Genomic DNA, 19,128 nt, shown 5'->3' with positions numbered 1-19,128 from the left:
CGGGTGATAAGCGGTGTCAACGTCGCGAATCCCTTACAAGCTGCTGCCAAGGACCCTCCCATGCCCGCCATGAACGAACCCAAGCTGATTGCCGGCAATGCCAACCGGACGCTTGCCAATGCCATCGCCCGCAGGATGTCGATGCATCGCGGCATGTCGGTCAGCCTGGTGGATGCCCGCGTCGAACGGTTCAACGACCAGGAAATCTTCGTCGAGGTCTATGAGAACGTGCGCGGCGAGGACATGTTCATCATCCAGCCGACGTCGAACCCCGCGAATGACAACCTGATGGAGCTGCTGATCATCGCCGATGCGCTGCGCCGGTCTTCGGCAGCCAGGATCACCGCGGTCATTCCATATTTCGGCTATGCCCGCCAGGACCGCCGCACCAAGGCCCGCACGCCGATTTCCGCCAAGCTGGTTGCCAACCTTCTGACCGAAGCGGGGATCGAGCGCGTGCTGACCCTTGATCTGCACGCGACGCAGATCCAGGGTTTCTTCGACATCCCGGTGGACAATCTTTATGCCGCACCGGTCTTCGCGCTCGACGTGGAACACAACTTCCGCGGCCGCCTGCAGGATGTCACCATCGTCTCACCCGATGTCGGGGGCGTGGCGCGGGCGCGGGAACTCGCCAAGCGGATCGGCTGCGCGCTGGCCATCGTTGACAAGCGCCGCGAAAAGCCCGGCGAGGTTGCGGAAATGACCGTGATCGGTGACGTCAAGGGCAAGACCTGCATCATCGTGGACGACATCTGCGACACGGCCGGCACCCTGTGCAAGGCGGCCGAGGTGTTGATCGAGAATGGCGCCACCGAGGTTCATTCCTATATCACCCACGGGGTGCTGTCGGGGCCGGCGGTGGAGCGAATTACCAAATCGGTGATGAAAAGCCTCGTCATCACCGACTCCATCGAACCCACCGAGGCCGTGAAGGCCGCGCCAAACATCCGTATCGTGCCGACGGCACCAATGTTCGCCCAGGCGATTCTGAACATCTGGAGCGGCACCTCCGTCTCGTCGCTTTTCGAGACCGATACGCTCTGGCCGATCTATGAGGGGATGTATTCCCGCTAGAAGAAGGGCGCCCCGCGGCCACGGCTGCGGGGCATCCCGGAACGTGCTCTCAGTCCACGTCCCACATGTCATCATCGCGCAGCGCGCCGATTGCCATCCAATCCGCCCGGATCCGCGCAATGCGGGTATCGGCCCAGGTGCGGAATACAAGCTCGAATCCGGATTCGCTGACCTTGTCGGCCGTCAGATCGGCCCGCGGGTTGGTCGACTGGTCGATATCCCACAGCGTCATGCCCACATGGACGGCAGGCGGAGCAAGGAACGGCTCGGCAAAGGTGATGATGCGCCGCACCTCCCGTGCGCCCTTTGCCGTCCACATGACTCCCCCGCTGTCATAATGCGAGAACATCATCAGCGAGCCCTGATCCACGCCGACGCGGTTCGTGCTAAAACGTTTCATGCCGTCTCTTGGCCTCTGCCCGCTCCAGACGGGCCTTCAGGAATGACAACGGCCCCGGGATGAACCCGGGGCCGCGCTTTGGCTGGTTCCGCTCGTCAAACGCCGACGGCAACCCGCAGGGCGCGGTAATCCGACACCAGAAGCTCGGCCTCGGCGCGGGCCTCGGGTGCGGCGCGATCGGCTGCGGCCTGCGCTTCCGCAATGAACCCGTCCATGACTTCGGCGGTGACCTCGGCAACCGGCAGGGCACGCTCGGCAAGAACCGAGGTCCCTTCGGGCGTGATCTCGGCAAAGCCGCCCGTCACGGCAAATTCGACCGTGCCTTCGTTGCTGCGCACGCGCAGCACACCCGGACGGAGCGTCGTGATGGTGGGCGAATGATCCGGCATCGCGGTCATGTAGCCTTCGGCCGCGGGGATCTGCACCTCGATCGCCTGAACGGAGGTCAGCCGCCGTTCAGGGGAAACGAGGTCAAACTGCATGGTCTTGGCCATGATGCCCCCTTAGGCCGCTGCTGCGGCGAGACGCTCTGCCTTGGCGATCACGTCGTCGATGTCACCGACCATGTAGAAGGCCGCTTCGGGCAGGTGGTCGTATTCACCAGCCACGACTGCCTTGAACGACGCGATGGTCTTTTCCAGCGGCACCTGAATGCCGTCGGCACCGGTGAAGACCTTTGCCACGTCGAACGGCTGCGACAGGAAGCGCTGGATCTTCCGCGCACGCGACACGGTCAGCTTGTCCTCTTCCGACAGTTCGTCCATGCCGAGGATGGCGATGATGTCCTGCAGCGACTTGTAACGCTGAAGGATACCCTGCACGTCGCGCGCCACCTGATAGTGCTCTTCGCCCACGATGACCGGGTCAAGGATCCGGCTGTTGGAGTCGAGCGGGTCCACCGCCGGGTAGATGCCAAGCTCGGAGATCGCGCGCGACAGAACCGTCGTGGCGTCGAGGTGGGCGAACGAGGTCGCAGGCGCCGGGTCGGTAAGGTCATCGGCCGGCACGTAGATCGCCTGCACCGAGGTGATCGAGCCCGACTTCGTCGAGGTGATACGTTCCTGCAGCGCGCCCATATCGGTGGCCAGCGTCGGCTGGTAGCCCACGGCCGAAGGGATACGACCCAGAAGCGCCGACACTTCCGAACCCGCCTGGGTAAAGCGGAAGATGTTGTCCACGAAGAACAGAACGTCCGTTCCCGACTGGTCACGGAACTGCTCGGCCAGCGTCAGGCCGGTCAGCGCCACGCGGGCACGTGCGCCCGGAGGCTCGTTCATCTGGCCGTAGACAAGGGCCACTTTGGATTCGCCCAGATTGTCGACGTTGATAACGCCCGACTCGATCATCTCGTGGTAAAGGTCGTTGCCCTCACGGGTCCGCTCACCCACGCCCGCGAACACGGAGTAGCCCGAGTGCACCTTGGCGATGTTGTTGATGAGTTCCATGATGAGAACGGTCTTGCCCACGCCGGCACCGCCAAAGAGGCCGATCTTGCCGCCCTTCGAATAGGGCGCGAGCAGGTCGATCACCTTGATCCCGGTGACCAGGATCTCGGACTCGGTCGACTGCGCGGCGAAATCGGGGGCCGTCTGGTGGATGGCGCGGGTCTCGATCGCGGCCACGGGGCCCTTCTCGTCGATGGGCTCGCCGATCACGTTGAGAATCCGGCCCAGCGTGGCATCGCCTACCGGAACCGAGATGGGCTCGCCCAGATCGGTCACTTTCGCGCCGCGGACCAGACCTTCGGTCGAATCCATCGCGATGGTGCGAACAGTGTTTTCGCCCAGATGCTGAGCGACTTCGAGAACAAGCCGCTTGCCGTTGTTTTCGGTTTCGAGCGCGTTCAGAATCGCCGGGAGGCTGTTCTCGAACTGCACATCGACGACGGCGCCGATGACCTGCGTCACCTTGCCTTGAGCTGCTGTTGCCATGTCGTTTCTCCGGTTCGTCAGAGCGCCTCGGCGCCCGAAATGATTTCGATAAGCTCTTTGGTGATCGCGGCCTGACGCGAGCGGTTATACTCGATGGTCAGCCGGTCGATCATGTCGCCCGCGTTGCGCGTCGCGTTGTCCATCGCGCTCATCCGTGCGCCCTGCTCCGAGGCCGCGTTCTCGAGCAGCGCCGTGAAGATCTGCGTCGCAACCCCACGGGGCAGAAGGTCGGCAAGAATGGCCTCTTCACCCGGCTCATAGTCGTAAAGCGCCGACGCCGCCTGGCCTTCCGCCGCCTCGAACTGCGCCGGAATGATCTGCTGCGCCGTCGGAATCTGGCTGATCACCGACTGGAAACGGTTGTAGAAGATCGTCGCGACGTCGAATTCGCCAGCCTCGAACCGCGCCAGAACGTCCTGTGCGATTTCATGCGCATTGACATAACCGATGCGCTTGACCTCCGAGAGATCGACATGGCCGACGAACAGGTTCGCGAAGTCCCGCTTGAGGATCTCGCGCCCCTTCTTGCCGACGGTCAGGATCTTGACCTGCTTGCCCTGCGCCAGAAGCTCTTGCACACGCAACCGCGCAAGCCGCGCGATTGACGAGTTGAAAGCCCCGGCGAGGCCACGCTCGGCCGTCATCACCACCAGCAGGTGCACCTGGTCCGCGCCCGTTCCCGTCAGAAGCCGGGGCGCGCCGTCCGAGTTGCCGACCGAGGCAGACAGCCCGGCCATGACCGCGTTCAGCCGCTCGGCATAGGGCCGGGCCGCTTCGGCAGAATCCTGGGCGCGGCGCAACTTGGCTGCCGCGACCATCTGCATCGCCTTCGTGATCTTCCGCGTGTTCTTCACGCTTCCGATACGGTTTTTCAGGTCCTTAAGGCTAGGCATCTACCTTGTCCTCTTGTCCCGCCCTCAGGCGAAGTCTTTCGCGAACTCGTCGAGCGCCGCCTTGATCTTGTCTTCCAGTTCGCCCTTCACCTTGCGATCGTTGAAGGTGATGTCGTCCAGCAGGGCGCGGTGGTTGTTGCGCAGGTGGTTCAGAAGCGCCTGCTCGAACCGGCCGACATCCTTGACCGGCACGGCATCAAGATAGCCCTTGGTCCCCGCATAGATCACGCAGACGATCTCGGCGTTGGTGAGCGGCGAATACTGCGGCTGCTTCATCAGTTCCGTCAGACGCGCGCCGCGGTTCAGCAGGCGCTGGGTCGAGGCGTCGAGGTCCGAACCGAACTGGGCGAAGGCCGCCATTTCGCGATACTGCGCCAGTTCCAGCTTCACCGGGCCGGCGACCGACTTCATCGCATCCGTCTGGGCCGAAGACCCCACGCGCGACACCGACAGACCGGTGTTCACGGCCGGGCGGATGCCCTGATAGAACAGTTCGGTTTCCAGGAAGATCTGGCCGTCGGTGATCGAGATCACGTTGGTCGGGATGTAGGCCGACACGTCACCTGCCTGGGTCTCGATGATCGGCAGCGCGGTAAGCGATCCTGCGCCAAAATCCTCGTTCAGCTTGGCCGAACGCTCCAGCAGGCGGGAATGGAGGTAGAACACATCGCCCGGGTAAGCTTCACGCCCCGGCGGACGGCGCAGCAGCAGCGACATCTGACGGTAGGCGACAGCCTGTTTCGACAGGTCATCATAGATGATCAGCGCATGGCGGCCGTTGTCGCGGAAGTATTCCGCCATGGCGGTCGCGGCATAGGGGGCAAGGAACTGCATCGGCGCCGGGTCCGAAGCGGTCGCAGCTACGACGATCGTATATTCGATCGCACCGGTTTCCTCGAGCTTCTTCACCAGCTGCGCAACGGTCGAACGCTTCTGACCGATGGCGACATAGACACAATAGAGCTTCTTGTACTCGTCGTCGCCAGCAGCCTCGTTATAGGACTTCTGGTTCAGGATGGTGTCCATCGCGATCGCCGACTTGCCGGTCTGACGGTCGCCGATGATCAGTTCGCGCTGGCCACGGCCCACGGGGATCATCGCGTCAACCGACTTGAGGCCGGTCGCCATCGGCTCGTGCACCGATTTCCGCGGAATGATCCCGGGAGCCTTGACGTCGGCCACGCGACGTTCGGTTGCCGCGATCGGGCCCTTGCCGTCGATCGGGTTGCCAAGCGCATCGACGACGCGGCCCAGCAGGGCGTCGCCGGCCGGGACGTCCACGATCGATTTGGTCCGCTTGACGACGTCACCTTCCTTGATGGTCCGGTCGTCACCGAAGATCACGATACCGACATTGTCGACTTCGAGGTTCAGCGCCATGCCGCGGATACCACCGGGGAACTCGACCATCTCGCCGGCCTGGACGTTGTCGAGGCCGTGGACACGGGCGATCCCGTCACCGACCGAGAGCACGCGGCCCACTTCGGCGACTTCGGCTTCCTGACCGAAGTTCTTGATCTGCTCCTTGAGGATCGCAGAGATCTCAGCTGCTTGGATACCCATTTATCCGACCTCTTTCATGACATTCTGGAGGGCTGCGAGCTTGGAGCGGATCGAGGTGTCGATCATCTTCGAGCCCACTTTGACAACGAGACCGCCAATGAGGCTTTCATCAACGGTGGTGTGGAGTTTGACCTGCTTGCCGAAGGTGGCCGACAGGGACTTGGAAAGCTTGTCCGATTGCGCCTTGGTCAGCGCCTTGGCGCTTGCGACCTCGGCCGTCACTTCGCCTTTTTCCGCGGCGATACGTTCGCGCAGGGCCGCGACAAACTGCCGCAGCACGAACAGCCGCCGCTTGGAGGCCATCAGCGCCAGGGTGTTGCGCGTCAGGCCCGAAAGGCCCATCGCCTGCCCGACAGCAGCGATGGCACGGGCCTGGTCTTCACGCGAATAGACCGGCGAGATGATCAGCTCGCGCAGATCGGCGCTGTCGGCGAGGGCCGAGGCCAGTCCTTCGACATCGCTTTCCAGCGCGGCAATCTGGTTTTCTTCTTTGGCCAACTCAAACAGGGCCGTGGCATAGCGTGCTGCAATGCCGAAGGAGATCGAAGCTGGTTCGGACACGTCCACCCTTTCGATGTCTTACGCCCGCCCCGGCATCTGCCGGCACAAGGCTGCCAATAGAGGATGCGACGGCATCCACCCGAATTCGGCGTGGGTGTAGCAGAGGACCGCACCCCTCGCAACTGCGGAGGTCAGATCAAATTCACCATTTGGACACCTAATTCTTCACGTTTACCGCTACCAGCCCCGGACCATCCAGAAAACGACGCGGCCCTTGGCGCCGCGGTGCAGCATGAACAGGTGATTCACGCCGGCTGCGCGCCGGGCTGGGGCAGTCCGTCCAGCACCCGTAACGGGCGCCCGATCGCCGCCTTGAGACCGGGGCGCGTGGGCGCATAAACCTGTTTCGATGCCTCGACCATCAGCACCCCCCCGGCAATGCGGGTTGGCAGGCGCTGGCCGATGCTTTCCCACATCTGCGCCGTGCGCAGCCAGAAGCGCTGGTGCGAAGGCGGCAGAAACAACGCGGCGAGCGTGCGTTCGGGCACGAAGGAGTGGCGGCGCAACTGGGTTTCCAGCTGGCCAAGCGTATAGGGCCGCCCGAATCCAAAGGGCGTGCCTTCCCGCCGCGACCACAGCCCCGACCGGTTGGGCACGATGAACATGGCCTTGCCCCCCGGCCCAAGGGCGCGCCAGCATTCCTCAAGCAAGCGCGTCGGTTGTTCCGATGTTTCCAGCCCGTGCATTATGATCAACCGATCGATCGTGCCCGTCGCCACCGGCCAGGCCGCTTCCTCGCACAGGACCGAAACATTGGGCATTCCCGCCGGCCAGGCCATCACCCCCTGCGGACCCGGCATCAGGCCGATCACGCGACGGGACTCGGCCAGATACGGGCGCAACAGGGGAACGGCGAAACCGAAGCCCGCGACGGTCTGCCCCTTCTGAACCGGCCACAGCGCGACAACCTGGTCGCGGACAGCCTTCTGCGCCGCACGGCCAAGACCCGTGCGGTAATAGAAATTTCGCAGATCGAGCACGTCAAGGTGCATTGCCCCCGGCCCTGCCATCGTCAAGACTGACAGCAGCATACAAAACACGAAGGGAAAGACCATGCCCCTTGAGGTTGTGACCATCCCCTGCTTGCAGGACAACTATGCCTATCTCGCCCATGATCCGGCTACGGGCGACACGGCGGTCATTGATGTGCCCGAGGCGGGGCCGATCCGCGAGGTCCTGACCCTTCGCGGCTGGAGGCTGACCGACATCCTCGTCACCCACCACCACCCCGATCACATCGGCGGCGTCGAGGAACTGCGCGCTGCCACGGGCGCCCGCGTTCTCGGCGCTGCAGCGGATGCCCACCGCCTGCCCCGCCTCGATCATGCCCTTTCGGAAGGGGACATCGTGCGCGTAGGGGCCGAAGAGGGACGGGTGATCGATGTCTCCGGACATACGAACGGCCACATCGCCTTCCACTTCCCCCGGTCGCGGGTCGTCTTTACAGCAGACAGTCTGATGGCGTTCGGCTGCGGCCGGCTGTTCGAGGGCACGGGGCCGCAGATGTGGGCAAGTCTGCGCAAGCTGTCCGCCCTGCCCCCTGAAACGCTGGTCTGTTCCGGACATGAATACACTTTGTCGAACGCAAAGTTCGCCCGCACCATTGAACCCGACAATCAAGCGCTTATCTCTCGGTGCGACGCGGTGGAGGCAGCGCGTGCGCAAGGACGGGCCACCGTGCCCACGCTCCTGTCCGACGAGATTGCCACCAACCCGTTCCTCAGGGCCGATCAGCCATCCGTCAAGGCTGCTCTTGGCATGACGCATGCATCAGACGATGCAGTTTTCACCGAGATCCGGTCTCGCAAGGACAGGTTCTGAGCCCGCCCTCCGGGCCTTTCCGACCGTGACGCAGGACGAACCGACGGGATTTCGATCACATTTGACGCAGCTGAATGAAATCCTGTGACGCCGGGCAAAATATAACTTGAAGGCGGGCGGATAAAACCGAACTTTAACGGTAAGGGGTCACGGTTGGAGACAGGCGCTGCCGCCTCCGACCCTTAGGAAAGGAGCACTCATCGTGCCATCGTTCTCGAACACTCTTGAGCAGGCGATCCATGGCGCACTGGCACTGGCCAACGCGCGCCGGCACGAGCTTGCGACACTCGAACACCTGCTCCTGTCTCTGATCGACGAGCCTGACGCAGCCAAGGTGATGCGCGCCTGCGGCGTGGATCTGGATGAGCTTCGCAAGACCCTCGGAGATTTCATTGACGACGACCTTTCGACCCTCGTCACCGATATCGAGGGTTCGGAAGCGGTTCCGACGGCCGCCTTCCAGCGCGTGATCCAGCGCGCGGCCATCCATGTGCAAAGCTCGGGCCGGACCGAGGTGACGGGCGCGAACGTTCTGGTCGCGATCTTCGCCGAGCGGGAGTCGAACGCCGCCTATTTCCTGCAGGAACAGGACATGACGCGCTATGACGCGGTGAACTTCATCGCCCATGGTGTCGCCAAGGATCCGAGCTTTGGCGAAACCCGTCCCGTGACCGGCGCGGAAGAGGCCGAACAGGTCGCCCAGAACGCCAGCAGTGCCGAGGCCGGCAAGGAATCCGCGCTGTCGAAATACTGCATCGACCTGAACGCCAAGGCTCGGAAGGGCGAGGTCGATCCGCTGATCGGGCGCGATCAGGAGGTGGAACGCTGCATCCAGGTCCTGTGCCGCCGGCGCAAGAACAACCCGCTTCTGGTGGGCGACCCGGGGGTGGGCAAGACCGCGATTGCCGAAGGCCTCGCCTGGAAGATCGTCAAGGGCGACACGCCCGAGGTGCTGTCGAAATCCACCATCTACTCGCTCGATATGGGCGCGCTTCTGGCCGGAACCCGCTATCGCGGTGATTTCGAGGAGCGGCTGAAGGCGGTGATGAAGGAGATGGAGGATCATCCCGATGCGATCCTGTTCATCGACGAGATCCACACCGTGATCGGGGCCGGCGCCACCTCGGGCGGGGCCATGGATGCCTCCAACCTGCTGAAGCCTGCGCTGCAGGGCGGCAAGCTGCGCTGCATGGGCTCCACCACCTACAAGGAGTTCCGCCAGCATTTCGAGAAGGATCGCGCGCTGTCGCGTCGCTTCCAGAAAATCGACGTGAACGAGCCGTCAGTGGAAGACGCGGTCAAGATTCTCATGGGCATCAAGCCCTACTTCGAAACGCATCACGACATCCGCTATACCAACGATGCGATCCGCACGGCCGTCGAACTTGCCGCGCGCTATATCCATGACCGCAAGCTGCCCGACAAGGCGATCGACGTGATCGATGAAGCCGGTGCAGCCCAGCATCTTGTGGCCGAATCCAGGCGCCGGAAGACAATTGGGCCGAAGGAGATCGAGGCAGTGGTGGCCAAGATCGCCCGCATCCCGCCCAAGAACGTCTCGAAGGATGATGCCGAGGTGCTGCGCGATCTCGAAAAGTCGCTCAAGCGGGTGGTGTTCGGTCAGGATGCCGCGATCGAGGCTTTGTCGTCCGCAATCAAGCTGGCCCGTGCGGGCCTGCGCGAACCGGAAAAGCCCATTGGCAACTACCTGTTCGCGGGTCCGACCGGCGTCGGCAAGACCGAGGTCGCCAAGCAGCTTGCCAACACGCTCGGCGTCGAATTGCTGCGCTTCGACATGTCGGAATACATGGAGAAACATGCGGTCAGCCGGCTGATCGGCGCACCTCCGGGCTATGTCGGCTTTGACCAGGGCGGCATGCTGACTGATGGCGTCGACCAGCACCCGCATTGCGTGCTGCTGCTGGACGAAATCGAGAAGGCCCATCCGGATGTCTACAACATCCTGCTGCAAGTAATGGACCACGGCAAGCTGACCGACCACAATGGCCGGCAAGTCGATTTCCGTAACGTGATCCTGATCATGACGTCGAACGCAGGCGCCGCGGAACTGGCCAAATCCGCGATCGGCTTTGGACGCGAACGTCGCACGGGCGAGGATACCGCCGCGATCGAGCGAACCTTCACGCCCGAGTTCCGCAACCGGCTGGATGCAGTGATCAGCTTCGGCCCGCTGCCGAAAGAGGTCATCCTGCAGGTGGTCGAAAAGTTCGTGCTGCAACTGGAGGCCCAACTCATGGATCGCGGTGTCCATATCGAGCTTTCCCCGGATGCCGCCGAATGGCTTGCCGAGAAGGGTTATGATGACAAGATGGGCGCGCGGCCGCTGGGCCGGGTGATCCAGGAACACATCAAGAAACCCCTGGCGGAAGAGCTGCTGTTTGGGCGGCTGGCCAAGGGCGGTCTGGTCCGCGTCGGGCTGAAGGACGGAGCGATCGACCTGCAGATCGACGCGCACAAGCCCCGTCTCACCGGGAACAAACCGCCGCTTCTGACGGCCGAATGACAATCATGCCATGATCCGGAAGAACCCGCGCGCCCCGCGCGGGTTCTTTTCTTGGGCGCGACCGGCCGCCCTCGAGACCGACTGAACGGCAAGGCCTTCCACACGACGGTTGCCTTGAACTTCCGACAAACGGGCTTCAGCATCGCGCGCCGCTCGAAGGCGTTTTCGCCGCTCTTGCTTCGGCACAAAGCCGCCTCCCCCCTCGCGCGCCTTTCCGTTTCCGCCGCCTTGCCCTGAGAGGGCCAAGGCAGCGCCCGGTCAGCGTTCGGTCAACTTGAGCTCGATCCGGCGGTTCTGCGCGCGGGCGTCTGGCGTATTTCCAGGGTTCACGGGTCGGTACTCACCAAATCCCGTGGCGGCGAGCCGTTCAGGTGGAAAGCCAAGCGCCTCGGTCATGTAGCGCACGACCGACAGGGCGCGCGCCTGGCTCAGTTCCCAGTTATCCCGGAACTCACCGATCCCCGAAAGCGGCAGGTTGTCGGTATGGCCATCAACGCGGATGATCCAGTCGATCTCGGGCGGAATGTCATCGGCGATCTCGGTCAGGATATCCACAACGCGGGCGATCTGTGCCCTGCCCTCGGCGGCCATATTCGCAGAGCCCAGCTCGAAAAGAACCTCCGACGAAAAGACAAAGCGATCTCCGACGACGCGCACGCCTTCCCGCCCATCCAGCACGTCTCGCAGCTTGCCGAAGAAGTCCGAACGAAAGCGCTCAAGCTGCCGCGCCTCTTCTTCCAGCCGCCGACGCTCCGCCTCTTCCAGCTCGGCCCGGCGGCGCTGTTCGACAGCAACCTGAGCCAGAGCCGTGTTCAACTGGCTGCCCAGGGACTCGATCTGCACCTGCGCAGCCGTGTCGCGCTCGGCTGCCGCATCCAGCAACCCCTGCAGTCCCGAAAGCTGCGCCCGAAGCGCCACGATCTGTTCGTTCAGGACGGCAAGCCGACGCTGGCTTTCGGTCGACTGTGCCTGTTCGGCCGCAAGTGTCTCATTTGCAATGGCAAGCAGCGCCGCCTGACGCTCGGCCTCGGACAGCTGACGTTCGGCGAGCTGTTCCGCATCGCGCCGCGCCGCCTGTGCGGCCGCCAGAAGCGTCAGCGTCTCCTCGGCCTCGCGGCGCTGCTGCTCCAGGGCAAGCGTCATGGCGGTCAGTTCCGCCTCGGCGTTTTCAAGGCGGGTCCGCAGCGCCGCAGCGGCGGCCGATTCCGCAAGCCGCGCAGCTTCCTGCTCGGACAACTGCTCTTCCAGCCCTTCGGCGCGGTCGCGCATCTCGGCCAGCATGGCTTCGATCGCCTCGCGTTGCGCAGCCGCCAGCCGCGCCGCTTCGGCCTCTGCGTCCAGCTCATCCCGCGTCTGGGCGAGCAAGGTGCGAAGCGCCGTCTGTTCATCCAGCGCCGCATCCCGTTCCGCCAGAAGTGCTGCCACCTGCGCTTCGAAGGCGGTCACACGCGCCTCGCTTTCGCTGATCACGCCGCGCAGGCGCTCGGCCTCCTGGCGCTCCATCCCCAGGGCATCTGCCAGGCCGGCAAGCTGAAGCGACAGCGAATCCAGCTCGCTTCCCTGATTGGTGATTGTTTCCCGCAGGACGAACTGCACGATCATGAAGATCGACAGCACGAACATCAGCACCAGAAGCAGCGCGGTCATGGCATCGACGAAGCCCGGCCAGATCGAGCCGGCGAACCTCTGGCCGCTGCGCCGCATCAGCGCCATTCTCAGCCTCCGTCCGGCCCGGCCGCGAACCGTGCGGTGGTTCGCGACAGCTGACGCACCGACTTGGTAAGCACCGAGATATCGCTGCGCAGGTCAGCAACGGTTTCCTGTCGGCCGGCGGCCATCTCCTCGAAGATCCGCAGCAACTGCACATCGATCGAGCGCAGGCGCATCCGCGCCTCGGCATCCAGCCCGTCACCCGCCGCACCACCCTGCAGTGCCGCGATCAGCCTCTCCTGCCCCTCGATCATGCGCTCGATCGCCGATGTCGTGCCAGCTTCGGCCTCCATCCGCTGGGTCAGCCGGTCCAGCGCCGTCGCCAGGCCGACCAGCCGTTCGTCCAGCTGCGCGCGTTCGGCATGGGATTGGGAGTGAATGGTCTGAAGGATCTCCATCTGCTCGGCCATATGGTCGATCACGCCCGCAAGGGCCGCCTGATCCACCCCCTCACCATCGCTGCCTGCGAGGCTGAGACGCGTGATCGACGACAGCCATTCTTCAAGCTCGCGGTAGAAACGATTCTGGCCGTGGCCGGCGAACAGCTCCAGCAGGCCCACGACAAGCGAGCCCGCCAGCCCCAGAAGCGACGAGGAAAATGCCGTTCCCATACCGCCAAGCTGCGATTCAAGGCCGCTCATCAACCGGTCGAAGACCGCAAGCCCGCCCTCGTCCGAACCCGGCGATAAGGACCGGATGGTTTCCACCACCGCGGGAACCGTGGTGGCAAGCCCGTAGAATGTGCCGAGAAGGCCGAGGAAGATCAGCAGGTTGACGATGTAGCGCGTGATATCGCGTTCTTCATCGATCCGGGTCGCGACGCTGTCGAGGATCGAACGCGAGGAACTTGCCGAAAGCTGATGTCGCGCGCCCCGCGACCGCAGCAGCGCCGCCAGCGGCGCGAGCAGACTGGGCGCCTGCGTGAACTGATGGCCGGGGCGTTCAGCGGCAAAGCCCTCGATCCAGCCCACGGCAAAGATCAGCATCGTGACCTGCCAGAAACAGGTCAGGACCCCCAACAGGAAAACGAAGAAGATGAACCCGTTCAGCCAGACATTCGCCAGAAACACCGAGGCGACCCTGGGCAGCGCGAGGTAACCGCCGATAACGGTCAACGCCACGACGATCAACATCATGACGATCTGACGGACGGGCTGCGAAAAGAACGGCTCGGCCTTTTTTATGGGCTTGTCCATCTGGACGATCCTGACCCCTGTTATCTTGGCCCGACAATAGGGCGGGCCGTCCTGCCTGCCAACCGCCAAATCGTTGCCGCCGCTCAGGCCTCTGGCTGATGCCCGTTCAAGAGGCAGTTCACCCGCTGCGAGAGCCAACGCAGTTCGGCGTCGGCGATGCCCAGTTCCTCAAGATGGCAAGTGGTGTTCCGAAGATACTCGCTGTTCGGCCCCCGCCCCCCTCGGGCACGGGCGATGATCTGCGCCTGTTCCTCCAGACCAAGGCCGCCGCAGTACTGAACGTGACCCGGATCAACCACATAGGTCACCGCCTCAACAAGGCGCCCGTCGTCAAGTGCCACCGGCAAATGTTGCTCCAGATAGGCCGACGAGATCAGCTCGCGCTCGCGCAGGTAGGACAGGGTGACATCGGCCGCAGCAGGCGCCACGGCGAAGGCCACGCCCTCGCAGGCCGTGCCTTCGGCCGGATCAAGCGCGAGGACAAGGCCGGGCATCTCGGGCGTGCCACGATGGTGAATCGATCGCATGCAGAACGAGCGGCGAAAGCCTTCGACCCGCGCAAGGCGACGTTCAACCCAGACAAAGCCCGGATTCCAGATCAGCGAGCCATAGCCGAAAACCCACATTTCATCCCCGACGCTCTTGCTCATGTGACTGGTCCTTGCAGGTGGCGCACTATAAACACAAGCCGCGTGTGACAGAAAAGGGGCCGCGATGCGTTTCATTCTGCCGATTTTTGCCGTTCTGGCGCTGGTCTGGGGTGGATACTGGTTTTACGGCGCCTCGCGGCTTGAGGATGAAGCGGTGGCATGGTTTGCCCAGGCGTCCGACCGGGGCCAGAGGGCCACACATGAGGGCGTTGCCGTTGCCGGCTTCCCCAACCGGTTCGACCTGACGGTGACTGCGCCCGAGATCATCGATCTGCACAGCCAGCTGGGCTGGCGCGCCCCCTTCATCCAGGTCTTTGCCCTCAGCTACCGCCCGAACCACGTCATCATCACCTGGCCGAATGAACAGGAAGTCGTTCTGGGGGCCGAGACACTCGCGCTCAGCAGCGCAAGAATGCAGGCGAGTGCCGTCTTTGCCGGCATGGGCAGCAGGCTTGATCGCGCGACGCTGGTTGCCGAAGCGCTGCAGGTCGTGGCCCGCGACTGGGCGCTTGGCCTTGCGGAGGCCCAGCTATCGCTGCGCTCCATGGCCGCACGGCGCAACAGCTACGAATTTGCGTTCAATGCTGCCGAGATCGGATCGGATCTTCTTCCCGACACCGGCGCCCTGGTGCTGGACGGGACCGTCGCGCTGGATCCCGCCAACCGCCCGCAAGAGATCGTGCTGACCAACCTGACCCTGCGCAGCGGCGACGGAGAGCTACGTGGTGAAGGCCGGCTTGAGGTTGCAGGCGACGGGACCCTGACCGGCAGGATCGACCTGCGGGCCACGGAATGGCAGGTATTCCTGACACAGGCAGTCGAACTGGGACTGATCCGGCCCGAGGTCGCGCCGACCTGGGAAAACGCCCTTGGGATGCTGGCGCAACTCTCGGGTACGCCTGATGCGCTGTCGGTGCCTCTGGCATTCAACCGCGGCATGATGAGCCTTGGACCGCTGCCCATCGGACCCGCACCGCGTTTCTGATGCTCAGCGGCAATAGGCGCCGTTACGGTGGCTTGCGGTATCGTAGTGCAGGTGATCTTCGTGGTGGCCATCTGAACCTGGACCAAGCGTCGTGCCAAAAATCCCGCAGCCAGCCCGGTGCATCTGCCGCAGCATGCTGCTGTAGCGCTGATCCTTCCAGCCCCGCAGGATGCTGACGGTTTCGCCATTGGCCAGACGAAGGCCCGATATGTCGATCGCCTTGCCACGCCCGTGTTCCGATATCGGCGCGCCCCGGCGATTGTTCTGCGAACGACAGACGTAGTGGCCCGCCACCTGCAACTGCACCACACCACCGCCCGTTCGCCCGACCGCGGGCTTCACCCCGCGCTGCACCCAGGTGTTCAGCGCACGGGCAGTTGGGCAATCCATGATCGCAGCCTGTGACAGCCGCACCCCGTCAACGGATGTGATGCGAACCGGTTCCGCAACGCCACAGCCCCGCACGTTAGAATTGATCGGCGCAATGCTCTGCCCTTCGATGCCGGGAACCCCGCAGAGCCCGCTGCCCTGGCGGCCGATGATGGCCTCTGGCACAGGCTGCGTTCGCACGGCAGCCGAAACGATCTGATAAAGCTCGGTGCTGCTGGCGGGTCTGCCATTCGCGGGACGGCGCACCGGCCGTGGCGACAGCGCAAGGCCGGGCCCCGCCGCGATGGCCGCAACCGGCGTCGCCAGAGGCGCGGCCAGAGGCGCAGCCAAGGCCTCGGCCGCCGCGGCAGGGCGCAGACGCGGCCGACTTGCCACTGCCGCAACCGCGATGGTTGCGGCCGCCGCGGGATTGACCGTCGCCACAGGGGCAGCAGTCTCTGCGCCCGCGCGCTTCAGCGGCCGGGGGGATGTGGACGGAGGCTCTGCCTGCGCTGCCTGGAGGGAAACCGTCAGCAGCAAGATCGTCAGAACCAGCGCATGCTTCATCGATGAACCTTCGTGCGGCCAAAATCCGGCGCGTCAGTATCCTGACCCGCATCGATGATACCGCGTCTGATTGCACGTGTCCTGGTAAAATACGCATGCAGGTGGTCACCATCCCCGCGACGGATCGCGCGCTGCAGGGCAAACAGCTCCTCGGTGAACCGGCCGAGGATTTCCAGCGTCGCATCCTTGTTGGTCAGGAACACGTCGCGCCACATGGTCGGATCAGACGCGGCAATCCGGGTGAAATCCCGGAAGCCCGCAGCGGAATACTTGATGACTTCGCTGTCGGTGACGCGCCGCAGATCATCTGCCACACCGACCATTGTGTAAGCAATCAGGTGCGGCGTATGGCTGGTGACGGCCAGAACCAGATCATGATGTGCCGCATCCATCTCATCGACATTGGCGCCCATCCCTTCCCACAGGCGGCGCAGGCGGGCCACCGGTTCGGGCGGCGTGCCATCCACCGGAACAAGCAGGCACCAGCGGTTCTGGAACAAGGTGGCGAAGCCTGCGCGCGGCCCCGAATGCTCGGTCCCGGCCAATGGATGTCCGGGAACGAAGTGAACGCCCACGGGCACATGCGGCGCCACCGCCTCGATCACCGCCTGCTTGACCGATCCGACATCGGTCAGTGTCGCCCCCGGCTCGAGGAAGGGGGCGATGTCCCGCGCTACCTCGCCCATTGCACCGACGGGCACGCACAGAACTACAAGGTCGGCCCCCCGAACAGCCTCGGCCGCAGTTTCGTAAACCTGGTCGCATAGACCGATTTCGAGCGCCGTGCGGCGGGTTTCTTCGGTGCGCGCATGGCCGACGATTTCACCCGCCAGGCCCGCAGCCCGCATGGCATGGGCCATCGAGGACGCGATCAGCCCCAGCCCGATCAAGGCCACACGGTCATAGATCTGCGGCATCAGCGCGCGCCCTTGAACTGGCCTATGCAATGGGCAACGCGGCGGCAGGATGCCTCGTCGCCGACGGTGATCCGAAGGCAATCCGGCAGCTTGTAGCCAGCCACCCGGCGCACGATGATCCCCTGCGACTTGAGAAAATCATCACAGGCCGACGCCTCGTCGGCGTCGTGGAACCGCGCCAGCACGAAATTCGCAAGCGATGTGTCGCAGGACACGCCGTGTTCGGCCAGCGCCTCGGCCAGCCAGACGCGCAGGCGCGCGTTCTCTGCCCGGCATTTTGCGACGTGATCCTGATCGCGCACTGCCGCTTCGGCCACCTCAAGCTGCGTGGTGGACAGGTTGAACGGGCCCCGCACGCGGTTCAGCACGTCAATGATGTGGCGCGGCCCGTAGCCCCAGCCGATCCGGAGTCCGCCAAGACCGTAGATCTTGGAGAAGGTCCGCGTCATGAAGACATTGCTGCGGCTCCCGACAAGCGAGGCGCCGCCGTCGAACCCTTCGACATATTCGGCATAGGCCCCGTCCAGAACCAGTATTGCCTGGGGCGGAAGCCCATCGGCCAGCCGCGCAATCTCGTTCCCGCCCAGCATCGTTCCGGTCGGATTGTTGGGATTGGCAATGAAGACCAGCCGCGTGCGGTCCGTGCAGCCGGCAAGAAGCGCGTCGACATCGGCAACACGATCGCATTCCGCCACCTCGACCGGCTTTGCCCCTGCGGCAAGCGCCGAGATGCGATACATCAGAAAGCCGTGTTCGGTGAACAGCACCTCGTCGCCGGGCCCGGCATAGGCCTGACAAAGGAAGGTGATCAGCTCGTCCGAGCCGACGCCGCAGATGATGCGGTCCGGGTCCAGCCCGTGCACCTCGCCGATGGCGCGGCGCAGGCTGGCGTGGTCGGTATTGGGATAGCGATGCAACGTATGTGCGGTGCGGCGGAATGCCTCGACGGCCTTGGTACTGGGCCCGAACGGGTTCTCGTTCGAAGACAGTTTCACGACTTCGGCCACACCCTCCACATGCGACTGGCCACCGACATACAGGTCGATGTCCAGAATGCCCGGCTGCGGACGGATCATGTCACTCATGGCGCTACTCCCAAGACTTCGCGCCGGTTCTAGCGGGCCGGAAGACGCTTTGCCAGCAACATCTGCGACCGGCCGAATGGAAAAGGCCCGCCAGTGGCGGGCCTTCCGGACGGATGTCGCGAAGATCAGTTCTTCGCGTAGTATTCGACCACGAGGTTCGGTTCCATCTGCACCGCATAGGGCACATCACCCAGTTTCGGGGTGCGAACGAAGGTCGCCGTCATTTTCGAATGATCGGCCTCGATGTAGTCCGGAACGTCACGCTCGGTCAGCGCAACGGCTTCCAGCACGATCGCGAGCTGCCGGGACCGGTCACGAACAGCGATCACATCGCCTTCCTTGACGCGGTAGGAACCGATGTTGACGCGCTTGCCGTTCACGGTCACGTGACCGTGGTTCACGAACTGACGTGCGGCCCAGATGGTCGGCACGAACTTGGCGCGGAACACGACCGCATCCAGACGACGCTCCAGAAGGCCGATCAGGTTTTCACCGGTGTCGCCCTTGATCCGCTCGGCTTCCGCATAGATGCGGCGGAACTGCTTCTCGGTCAGGTCGCCATAGTAGCCCTTGAGCTTCTGCTTGGCGCGCAGCTGCGTGCCGAAGTCGGACAGCTTGTTCTTGCGGCGCTGGCCGTGCTGGCCGGGACCGTATTCACGCTTGTTCACCGGGGACTTGGCGCGGCCCCAGATGTTTTCGCCCATGCGGCGGTCGATCTTGTACTTGGCAGACGTGCGTTTCGTCACGGCTGATCTCCTTCGTTCATGTGAAGGGCGTTGTCCTTTGCACCCGGCATGTGCCTTCGGCCGACAGGCATCCCCTTGCGGGGGCCACCAACACCAAACCGGGGGAATCCCCGGACCGGGGGCTTATATACCG

The 19,128-nt window shown here is 63.9% G+C and carries 18 protein-coding genes; 4 read left to right on the top strand and 14 right to left on the bottom strand.

The window, feature by feature from the left end:
• Nucleotides 1–60: 60 nt before the first annotated feature.
• The gene (locus ACFQXB_RS14180; protein WP_377405090.1) at nucleotides 61–1,077 is read left to right on the top strand and encodes a ribose-phosphate pyrophosphokinase; all 1,017 of its coding nucleotides are present in this window, start codon (nucleotides 61–63) and stop codon (nucleotides 1,075–1,077) included.
• A 49-nt stretch (nucleotides 1,078–1,126) separates the two neighbouring features.
• Here ACFQXB_RS14180 and ACFQXB_RS14175 read toward each other — a convergent pair whose 3' ends face one another.
• The 7 genes from ACFQXB_RS14175 to ACFQXB_RS14145 all read right to left on the bottom strand — a co-directional run bounded on the left by ACFQXB_RS14175 (nucleotide 1,127) and on the right by ACFQXB_RS14145 (nucleotide 7,417).
• Nucleotides 1,127–1,477, bottom strand: a complete 351-nt coding sequence (locus ACFQXB_RS14175; protein WP_377405087.1) for an H-type lectin domain-containing protein — start codon at nucleotides 1,475–1,477, stop codon at nucleotides 1,127–1,129.
• 95 nt (nucleotides 1,478–1,572) lie between these two features.
• A complete protein-coding gene (locus ACFQXB_RS14170) occupies nucleotides 1,573–1,971 on the bottom strand; it encodes a F0F1 ATP synthase subunit epsilon (protein ID WP_377405084.1) in 399 nt (132 codons plus the stop codon).
• A gap of 9 nt (nucleotides 1,972–1,980) precedes the next feature.
• Complete coding sequence (gene atpD, locus ACFQXB_RS14165; RefSeq protein WP_377405081.1) at nucleotides 1,981–3,408, bottom strand: F0F1 ATP synthase subunit beta; 1,428 nt, start codon at nucleotides 3,406–3,408, stop codon at nucleotides 1,981–1,983.
• Nucleotides 3,409–3,425: 17 nt separating this feature from the next.
• The gene (locus ACFQXB_RS14160) at nucleotides 3,426–4,301 is read right to left on the bottom strand and encodes a F0F1 ATP synthase subunit gamma (protein WP_377405078.1); all 876 of its coding nucleotides are present in this window, start codon (nucleotides 4,299–4,301) and stop codon (nucleotides 3,426–3,428) included.
• A 24-nt stretch (nucleotides 4,302–4,325) separates the two neighbouring features.
• Nucleotides 4,326–5,864, bottom strand: coding sequence for a F0F1 ATP synthase subunit alpha (gene atpA, locus ACFQXB_RS14155; protein WP_377405075.1), 1,539 nt, complete (start codon nucleotides 5,862–5,864; stop codon nucleotides 4,326–4,328).
• A complete protein-coding gene (locus ACFQXB_RS14150) occupies nucleotides 5,865–6,425 on the bottom strand; it encodes a F0F1 ATP synthase subunit delta (RefSeq protein WP_377405246.1) in 561 nt (186 codons plus the stop codon).
• A 245-nt stretch (nucleotides 6,426–6,670) separates the two neighbouring features.
• Nucleotides 6,671–7,417, bottom strand: a complete 747-nt coding sequence (locus ACFQXB_RS14145; protein WP_377405072.1) for a class I SAM-dependent methyltransferase — start codon at nucleotides 7,415–7,417, stop codon at nucleotides 6,671–6,673.
• Nucleotides 7,418–7,478: 61 nt separating this feature from the next.
• Between ACFQXB_RS14145 and gloB the strand changes: the two genes are divergently transcribed.
• Nucleotides 7,479–8,246 carry a hydroxyacylglutathione hydrolase gene (gene gloB, locus ACFQXB_RS14140; RefSeq protein WP_377405069.1) on the top strand — a complete coding sequence of 256 codons (768 nt, stop codon included), beginning with the start codon at nucleotides 7,479–7,481 and terminating at the stop codon, nucleotides 8,244–8,246.
• A gap of 202 nt (nucleotides 8,247–8,448) precedes the next feature.
• Nucleotides 8,449–10,770, top strand: a complete 2,322-nt coding sequence (gene clpA / locus ACFQXB_RS14135) for an ATP-dependent Clp protease ATP-binding subunit ClpA (protein ID WP_377405066.1) — start codon at nucleotides 8,449–8,451, stop codon at nucleotides 10,768–10,770.
• A gap of 258 nt (nucleotides 10,771–11,028) precedes the next feature.
• On the opposite strand, the gene ACFQXB_RS14130 is transcribed toward clpA, so the two are convergent.
• The 3 genes from ACFQXB_RS14130 to ACFQXB_RS14120 all read right to left on the bottom strand — a co-directional run bounded on the left by ACFQXB_RS14130 (nucleotide 11,029) and on the right by ACFQXB_RS14120 (nucleotide 14,302).
• Nucleotides 11,029–12,483, bottom strand: a complete 1,455-nt coding sequence (locus tag ACFQXB_RS14130; RefSeq protein WP_377405063.1) for a peptidoglycan -binding protein — start codon at nucleotides 12,481–12,483, stop codon at nucleotides 11,029–11,031.
• Between the two features lie 2 nt (nucleotides 12,484–12,485).
• A complete protein-coding gene (locus ACFQXB_RS14125) occupies nucleotides 12,486–13,676 on the bottom strand; it encodes a biopolymer transporter ExbB (RefSeq protein WP_377405060.1) in 1,191 nt (396 codons plus the stop codon).
• Nucleotides 13,677–13,759: 83 nt separating this feature from the next.
• On the bottom strand, nucleotides 13,760–14,302 hold the full coding sequence (locus tag ACFQXB_RS14120; RefSeq protein WP_377405243.1) for a gamma-glutamylcyclotransferase: 543 nt from the start codon (nucleotides 14,300–14,302) through the stop codon (nucleotides 13,760–13,762).
• An 88-nt stretch (nucleotides 14,303–14,390) separates the two neighbouring features.
• Between ACFQXB_RS14120 and ACFQXB_RS14115 the strand changes: the two genes are divergently transcribed.
• Nucleotides 14,391–15,311, top strand: a complete 921-nt coding sequence (locus tag ACFQXB_RS14115; protein WP_377405057.1) for a DUF2125 domain-containing protein — start codon at nucleotides 14,391–14,393, stop codon at nucleotides 15,309–15,311.
• A gap of 3 nt (nucleotides 15,312–15,314) precedes the next feature.
• On the opposite strand, the gene ACFQXB_RS14110 is transcribed toward ACFQXB_RS14115, so the two are convergent.
• The 4 genes from ACFQXB_RS14110 to rpsD all read right to left on the bottom strand — a co-directional run bounded on the left by ACFQXB_RS14110 (nucleotide 15,315) and on the right by rpsD (nucleotide 18,995).
• Entirely contained in the window at nucleotides 15,315–16,247 is a 933-nt protein-coding gene (locus ACFQXB_RS14110; RefSeq protein ID WP_377405054.1) for an extensin-like domain-containing protein, read from the bottom strand.
• Nucleotides 16,244–17,164, bottom strand: a complete 921-nt coding sequence (locus ACFQXB_RS14105) for a prephenate/arogenate dehydrogenase family protein (protein ID WP_377405051.1) — start codon at nucleotides 17,162–17,164, stop codon at nucleotides 16,244–16,246. The genes ACFQXB_RS14110 and ACFQXB_RS14105 overlap by 4 nt, the downstream gene beginning before the upstream one ends.
• Nucleotides 17,164–18,249, bottom strand: coding sequence for a histidinol-phosphate transaminase (gene hisC / locus ACFQXB_RS14100; RefSeq protein WP_377405048.1), 1,086 nt, complete (start codon nucleotides 18,247–18,249; stop codon nucleotides 17,164–17,166). Before hisC ends, ACFQXB_RS14105 begins: the two co-directional genes overlap by 1 nt.
• A 125-nt stretch (nucleotides 18,250–18,374) precedes the next feature.
• Nucleotides 18,375–18,995 carry a 30S ribosomal protein S4 gene (gene rpsD, locus ACFQXB_RS14095; protein ID WP_377405045.1) on the bottom strand — a complete coding sequence of 207 codons (621 nt, stop codon included), beginning with the start codon at nucleotides 18,993–18,995 and terminating at the stop codon, nucleotides 18,375–18,377.
• Between the last annotated feature and the right edge of the window lie 133 nt (nucleotides 18,996–19,128).

Source organism: Halodurantibacterium daqingense (assembly GCF_042666235.1).
In the GTDB taxonomy this organism is placed as follows: Bacteria; Pseudomonadota; Alphaproteobacteria; order Rhodobacterales; family Rhodobacteraceae; genus Halodurantibacterium; species Halodurantibacterium daqingensis.
The sequence above is the reverse complement of the archived record's forward strand: the minus strand, read 5'-3'. Positions and strand labels throughout refer to the sequence as shown.

Coding starts and splice junctions, on each gene's coding strand:
- ACFQXB_RS14180 (WP_377405090.1), top strand. CDS start 61: ATGCCCGCCATGAACGAACCCAAGCTGATTGCCGGCAATGCCAACCGG.
- ACFQXB_RS14175 (WP_377405087.1), bottom strand. CDS start 1,477: ATGAAACGTTTTAGCACGAACCGCGTCGGCGTGGATCAGGGCTCGCTG.
- ACFQXB_RS14170 (WP_377405084.1), bottom strand. CDS start 1,971: ATGGCCAAGACCATGCAGTTTGACCTCGTTTCCCCTGAACGGCGGCTG.
- atpD (WP_377405081.1), bottom strand. CDS start 3,408: ATGGCAACAGCAGCTCAAGGCAAGGTGACGCAGGTCATCGGCGCCGTC.
- ACFQXB_RS14160 (WP_377405078.1), bottom strand. CDS start 4,301: ATGCCTAGCCTTAAGGACCTGAAAAACCGTATCGGAAGCGTGAAGAAC.
- atpA (WP_377405075.1), bottom strand. CDS start 5,864: ATGGGTATCCAAGCAGCTGAGATCTCTGCGATCCTCAAGGAGCAGATC.
- ACFQXB_RS14145 (WP_377405072.1), bottom strand. CDS start 7,417: ATGCACCTTGACGTGCTCGATCTGCGAAATTTCTATTACCGCACGGGT.
- gloB (WP_377405069.1), top strand. CDS start 7,479: ATGCCCCTTGAGGTTGTGACCATCCCCTGCTTGCAGGACAACTATGCC.
- ACFQXB_RS14130 (WP_377405063.1), bottom strand. CDS start 12,483: ATGGCGCTGATGCGGCGCAGCGGCCAGAGGTTCGCCGGCTCGATCTGG.
- ACFQXB_RS14125 (WP_377405060.1), bottom strand. CDS start 13,676: ATGGACAAGCCCATAAAAAAGGCCGAGCCGTTCTTTTCGCAGCCCGTC.
- ACFQXB_RS14120 (WP_377405243.1), bottom strand. CDS start 14,302: ATGTGGGTTTTCGGCTATGGCTCGCTGATCTGGAATCCGGGCTTTGTC.
- ACFQXB_RS14115 (WP_377405057.1), top strand. CDS start 14,391: ATGCGTTTCATTCTGCCGATTTTTGCCGTTCTGGCGCTGGTCTGGGGT.
- ACFQXB_RS14110 (WP_377405054.1), bottom strand. CDS start 16,247: ATGAAGCATGCGCTGGTTCTGACGATCTTGCTGCTGACGGTTTCCCTC.
- ACFQXB_RS14105 (WP_377405051.1), bottom strand. CDS start 17,164: ATGCCGCAGATCTATGACCGTGTGGCCTTGATCGGGCTGGGGCTGATC.
- hisC (WP_377405048.1), bottom strand. CDS start 18,249: ATGAGTGACATGATCCGTCCGCAGCCGGGCATTCTGGACATCGACCTG.